The following is a 6,795-nucleotide window of genomic DNA, read 5'->3' as shown; positions in this document are numbered from 1 at the left end:
TATTAATTTATTAAAATAAAAATAATTAACATTTATTTTCGTGATCAAATATCCCCAAGCCCAAATAAGGGCCTGTCTCTAAACGAGGGAAGGTATTTTAGAATAACAATGTAGAAGGCGAGTATAGTTCATAATCCTCGTTAAATTGAGATCCTATCGATCAATCAACGGAATTCTTTCAATGTATATCGGGTACGATTGCCGGGAGCGAAGCTTCCACTCTACGAGCGCAGTTTTGTTCGAACGTATGAACTGCTGAAGATGCCAATAACCTCCATCGAACTTCCTGGTAGTTCCAGAGAACTCCCAGACGACAAGATCTGGGCTTGTACTATTGGGCCTGTGGTCACGCTCTGGTTCCAGTTGATGTAGCACATTCCAGACTCCCCGTCGCCAAGCCACTCATCGAACTCCCCCTGATCGTTAGAAACCAGACCCACACGGAGTCCATGCTCGCTGTCGCTCAACTTCTGTCGCAGGATGCTGCCACTCTCGCGTCACCAACACCCTGATCACCCTTCGTGACGGCATATTTAATATCGCTCATTACAAGTGTAATAATATGGATTCGCTTGAGGAGGTCTTCGATTGCTCGCGGGCGCTTGTTTTCGGAATCGGTGGCGGCGGTGATGTGGTCGGAACACTTCCAACAGTCCGGTTGCTGGAACAACACGGGGTCAAAACAGTTATCGGAGGTCTGGCGTGGGAACGGTCCATCGTCGATCCACAGCCCGGACCGCGTTCGCTCGACGAACTTGACGGGGTTGATTGTGTGAGTGAGTCGTTGGCTCTCGGATCAGGTGATACGCGTACGCACGACGGGATCGAATTTGCAGAGACAACCGTGGCGTCCTCTCTGGGGCGGGATGTCGCTTTCCTTGACGTGACCAACGGCGCAGAGGGGTTCAGTGTGGGCTTGGAGGCTGCGTGCAACTATCTAGATATTGATATGGTGATCGGTGTCGACTCGGGCGGTGATGTCCTTGCATCGGGATCTGAGAAAGGAATAGTTAGTCCTCTTGCCGATGGAGTCTCGTTAGCGGCTCTTACGCAACTCTCGTTTCCCACCTGTATCGGGATGTTCGGATATGGAAGTGACGGAGAACTCACTCTTGCCGAGCTTCACCAGAACATGGGTTCGGTTGCGGCCGACGAGGGACTTCTAGGCGCGTGGGGATTATCATCCATGGTGGGCAAGGAGCTCGAACAGATCGTCAAAGAGGTTCCTACAGACGCAAGCCGCCTCCCACTCCGCGTCAGTCAGGGAGATGTCGGAACGCACCCAATACGGGACGGAAAGAGAACCGTCAATCTCACGCCAGCCAGCACAGTAACGTTCTACTTAGAGACAGCCGCAGTCGCTGATCACTCGGATCTAGCGTCTATCGTCTCCGGAACTGACAGCATCGATGAAGCTGATAGACGCCTCCGTTCGGAGGGGTTCGATACAGAACTCTCATACGAGCAGTCTCAAACCGACAACAACATCTGACCACTAAGTAGTCTACATCATCTAGCGCCGTGTCGGGTGGGTGTCTTGCAATTCACAGGATATTATTATAAGGTTCGAGTTAGACACCTCTGTTGTATGCTCGAACAACCAGAAGCCAACCGAATGGCAAATGTACCGTTCTCAGGTATCAGAGAAGTATTCGAAGAATGCGACCGTCTCGAGGCACAGGGGCAAAACATCGTCCATCTTGAGATCGGACGACCAGATTTTGACACGCCGTCACCGATTAAACAGGGCGCAATCGAGGCGTTGGATCGTGGAGATGTACACTACACCTCGAACTATGGGATTTTACCGCTTCGGGAAAAGCTGGCAACAAAGCTGGAGGAGGAAAACGGCATTCGATACAATCCGGATGACGAGATCGTAGTCACGTGCGGTGCGACCGAAGCAGTATTTGTCACCCTGATGGGGCTCATCGGGACAGGCGATGAGGTACTTCTCCCAGATCCAAGCTGGACCTATCCCGCTGGTGTCCGGTTGGCCGGTGGTGAGCCAACCACATACGAACTCGATCCCGCTACCGGCTTTCAGCCAGATATTGATTCACTTCGTAAGGCTGTGTCCGCGCAGACGAAGCTCCTGATCGTCAACAGCCCGAACAATCCTACTGGTGGTGTTCTTTCTGAACAACGGGCGAAGGCGCTTCGAGATTTCGCCGTCGACAATGATCTCATCGTACTTTCTGATGAGATATATGAGAAGATCCTCTATGACGACAAATCACATCACAGCCTCGCCGCACTAGACGGGATGCGAGACCGTACGGTAACTATAAACGGGTTTTCCAAGGCTTACTCAATGACTGGATGGCGACTTGGATACCTCGCAGCCCCAGTCGACCTCGTCGACCCAATTATCCGTGCTCGGCAGTATACATCGACATGTGCACCATCGATATCTCAGCATGCCGCTGTTCGGGCCGTTGGTAGTGGGCTCCACGAGCCGATGGTTGAGGCATTTGAACGCCGGCGAGATCGGGTCTGTGAGCGTATTAAACGGATTCCTGGAATGTCATGTCCAGATCCGACCGGCGCATTTTACGCGTTCCCAACCCTTCCGGAGGGCTACACCGACGATCAGGAATTCGTGTTTTCCTTGCTACGCGAAAGCGGTGTCGCTCTCGTTCCCGGAAGTGTCTTTGGAGACGCCGGCAAAGGGAATCTGCGGATCGCGTACTCGAATTCGGTTGAACAGATCGACGAGGCGTTTGACCGGCTCGAACACTGGCTGTGACCCGAACCCTGATACAAGATCTCCCAGCACAGTGAAATAGCCCGAATGTGACGATAGCGGCCTCGGGTGAATTCTTCCGGTGCTTTATATCATACAATCTATTCCGCGTTGCGGCTATGCATATCAATGACGTTAATACTATGTATCTCCCCGAGAGGATTTTAGGTGCAATGGGACTTCAGTTAGCAGACAACGTGGCTCTAGTTACAGCCTCAAGTAGTGGACTTGGCAAAGCATCAGCAGAAATCTTCGCCAAAGAAGACGCAAACGTCGTCATCAATGGGCGGAATGGGGACCGGCTGGAAGATGCCGTGGCAGAGCTCGATGAACTCGGTGACGGACGCATTGTTGGTGTTCCCGGTGACCTGACCGATCGCGACGACATTGAGACGCTCGTAGACCGAACCGTTGAAGAGTTCGGTCAGCTGGACCACTTGGTAACGAATGCTGGTGGTCCCCCGAGCGGCCCGTTTCTTGAAACCTCCGAGGAGGACTGGTACGAGGCATTTGACCTCCTCGTTATGAGTGTCGTTCGACTCGTTAATGAGGTGGTCGAGCTACTTCAGGAGAGTGAATATGGGACCATCGTTAATATCACTTCTAGAAGCGTAAAGGAGGCCATCGACTCGCTTGTTCTGTCTAACTCCGTACGGATGAGCGTCATCGGTCTCGAAAAGACTCTATCCAAGGAACTTGCACCGGACATACGTGCCAACGCGGTCCTCCCGGCACCCCACGAGACGACACGTATTCGGAATCTAGTGGAACAAGGTGTTGAACGCGGTGAATACGATTCGGTGGAATCAGGGTTAGAAGCACGCGGTTCAGACAATCCGATGGAGCGGATCGGCCAGCCACAGGAACTAGGAGAAGTCGTGGCATTTCTTTCCTCGCCACGCTCCAGCTACGTGAATGGTACGTCGATCCCCGTCGACGGTGGTGACGGGAGTTCAAACCTCTAATTTTGTATTAAGTTCTCTCCCAGACCACTGTTCCAGCATATCGCTGATTTATCTATCCAACAATACGGTTTCAACGGTTTGTCATCACTGGTAGCCAGACATTATCGCACTCAACGTTGTTAAAACGCTTCCACTCTAGACGGCAATCTACATTCTAAGATACATTATCCAAGTAACAATAAATAACGACCTGCGTGTTGTAAACAGGTTGTCCTTATTACATAAATATGTTAAACTAGAACTTCTTATTGGTGGAGATATTGGAAGGATGTGATTCATATTGACGATTTATTGAAATAATACTATAGGTTGAGTTGATGTTGTCTCTAACGAGCATTTCGTGGAAATTGGACTCTAGAGTGGTTTTTTGATCCTCTGAGAGATGTCCATGTCGCTTTCTAGGATGGGCCAGTGAAAAAAGTCAACATACCCTACAAAATGAACATGTGTAATACCTATTGTGGGAGACAGTCGAGCTACTATAGTAGAATCTGGAACTCTTTGTGTGGCCAGCTAGAAGAGAGCAGTTCTATCAACCGATTTTCGGAGGATTACTGAAAATGTGTGCAGATGCTTCTGGAGCTCACTATATCAGTTCGAGAAATTGGCTCCAAGCACTAGCACTTAGTGTAGTTTGTCCGCCGTCCAATCCGACTCTTCATGCAAAAGAGTGTATATACATGTTGTATATAGACGGGTTGATAAGCAAATGGCTTAGGACAAAACGAAGGATACGAGATCGAAATTGAAACTTCGAAATATAGCTCAATACTGATACAAGACAAATTCGTCGTATTATGCAGCAGTCAGCCTGAGACTCTGAAAGAAATTACAATAGTACGCCTGTAATCCACTACTTGGGTATAAGACTGGATCGCGGAATAATGGTTGATCGAAGCTGTGGGATGACAATAATTGGATGTGATAGATATATTCTACCGTAGTCATATCCCACGGTATTGATTTGTTAGAAATTACATCAGTACTATTGTAATGGTAGTCTATAAGAATGAGTTTTAGTCCTGACTCGGTAACTCTGAAAAGATAATAATCAGTTTGCCACTATTGATTTTCCAAAAGACAGTATATTGGTTCACCAGGGGTGACGCGACAGGATAGATATGTTTTTGCATTGAATTCGTCTTCCAAGTACAGCATTTCGTAGTTAACAGACTGATGATCCGGTTTACGGACTTCTGCTGCGACACTTCATTCTTTGAACCAAGTTTCTAAGCAGTAGTGATTATCCCCGCGGATAACAAGATCTAGATCCACCGTGAATATTTAAATGTGTGTATTTAAAACATTTTCTTATTTTAAACTCAGAATTTGTTCGAAGGCAAAATAAAATAAGTCCCGGATTTTTCTCCCAAAATAGCATTAATAAGACTAATAATCCAACAAATTGAACCATATAAATTGTTTATGGTTTTCTCATGGTGCTATCTCACATCCTAGTAGTTTAAAAAAGATCCCATATTAGACATTAATATGTTATCTAAATGAAGGCAGAACATTTTTGACTCGATATCAGGCTTTCCGGCGAACGCATCTTTTTGTATGTATCACACAGACATAGTGGCATGAATAGTGAGACGAGAGGCATCCTGTTGATGATGCTCTCGGCAGTGTCGTTCGGCACCCTGGGTGTTCTCGGGAAGTACGCCTCTGCAGCCGACCTCTCGATCTCGACGGTTCTTACCTACCGTTTCCTCGGCGGGACACTCTTCATTTGGGCACTAGTGGCTTACAGCGGTAAGCTGAAACTTCTCCACGGCCAATCGCTCGGGGTCGCCGTTCTCCTCGGTTCTGGGTTCTACGCTACCCAGAGCGGACTGTACTTTCTCGGCTTAGAGTACATGACTGCCGGTCTGGTCAGCTTAGTCGTCTATACATACCCGGTACTCGTCGTCGTCCTCTCATACATTTTTCTCAACGAGCGGATCTCCCGCCACATCGTCGTCGGCCTCGCGCTCACACTGAGCGGCATAGCCGTGATCTCCGGTGTCGATCCCGTAGGCGCAGATCCCCGCGGAGTCGCTATCGTACTCGGGGCAGCACTGGTCTACGCCGGGTACTATGTGACCAGCCACGTCGCTGTCGACAATATTGATCCACAGACGCTGACGGCGTACGTCCTTCCTTCTGCGGGAGCTAGTTTCGTAGTTTTCGGAGTGGCGACCAACTCACTCTCAATTCCTACCACAGGGAACGAGGTGGCGATCCTAGCGGCAGTGGCCTTGGTTGGGACAGGGATCCCGATCGGTGCATTCTTCGCTGGGCTAGCCGAGGTTGGGGCGAGTCGAGCAAGCATTATCTCAAGCCTGGAACCGGCGACGGCGGTCGTCCTTGGTATAATATTGCTTGACGATCCACTGGCAGGAGCAACAGTCGTCGGAGGGTTACTGATACTGATCGGTGTGCTCGTTATCCAGCGGGGGTAGCCTCGGGCAATCAGAACTCAGGGCCGTCGTCAAGTACATCTACCTTCAAGATCTGGAACCCAACACGTTCGACTTTAGACGTGATGAACTGTGGATTAGTGGGAGTACCACGAGTGGACGCCAGACCGCGAACAGTTCTGCAAACGTGATGAGACGATAGGAGAGGTGAGATTCTGGTCGTTAATTCAATGTTGTTTTTCTCATCACCGTTTCGTTCATAAGGTGCGCTCATTCTAAAAGCTAGTTACGTGGGAAACGTTATTTGCGTGGAACGAACTTCTTCTGACCACCCAACACTATAGTAGAATCTGGAACCCTTTGTGTGGCCAGCTAGAAGAGAGCAGTTCTATCAACCGACTTTCGGATGCTTACTGAAAATGTGTGCAGATGCTTCTGGAGCTCACTATAGTGCTCTGTTGAATCCGCAGAAGGCGGCGGGATAGCGTCGCTGTAAAGGTGGAAGCGAAGCGGAAGAGCCGAATGTGTCCAAGCTCCTCTTCCGCTTCGTTAAGCAAGCCGCGTCGCTGGCTCAAAAGCGCTGTGCCGCCAGTCCAACGGCGGTGAGTGATCCGACTGGCCACGGATTTCCCGGCTGGAAGCATGTCACGCTCCATTTTTTGCGGGTTCACATGGATGCGAC

At 49.6% G+C, this 6,795-nt stretch carries 4 protein-coding genes and 1 pseudogene; all 5 read left to right on the top strand.

What is annotated here, in order from left to right:
* Positions 1-562: 562 nt before the first annotated feature.
* Positions 563-1,492: a DUF1152 domain-containing protein gene (locus DJ69_RS08765; RefSeq protein ID WP_099255264.1), complete on the top strand. Its 930-nt coding sequence runs from the start codon at positions 563-565 to the stop codon at positions 1,490-1,492.
* 96 nt (positions 1,493-1,588) lie between these two features.
* Entirely contained in the window at positions 1,589-2,749 is a 1,161-nt protein-coding gene (locus tag DJ69_RS08760) for a pyridoxal phosphate-dependent aminotransferase (protein ID WP_099255263.1), read from the top strand.
* A gap of 170 nt (positions 2,750-2,919) precedes the next feature.
* Positions 2,920-3,711: an SDR family oxidoreductase gene (locus tag DJ69_RS08755; protein WP_099255265.1), complete on the top strand. Its 792-nt coding sequence runs from the start codon at positions 2,920-2,922 to the stop codon at positions 3,709-3,711.
* A gap of 1,583 nt (positions 3,712-5,294) precedes the next feature.
* On the top strand, positions 5,295-6,155 hold the full coding sequence (locus DJ69_RS08750) for a DMT family transporter (RefSeq protein WP_099255262.1): 861 nt from the start codon (positions 5,295-5,297) through the stop codon (positions 6,153-6,155).
* Between the two features lie 482 nt (positions 6,156-6,637).
* Positions 6,638-6,795, top strand: a pseudogene (locus DJ69_RS18805) (IS5/IS1182 family transposase); the annotation flags it as partial.

It is taken from the genome of Halorubrum persicum, from assembly GCF_002727125.1.
Classification (GTDB): domain Archaea; phylum Halobacteriota; class Halobacteria; order Halobacteriales; family Haloferacaceae; genus Halorubrum; species Halorubrum persicum.
Note: the sequence above shows the minus strand (reverse complement) of the source record. Positions and strands in the feature narration are given on the sequence as shown.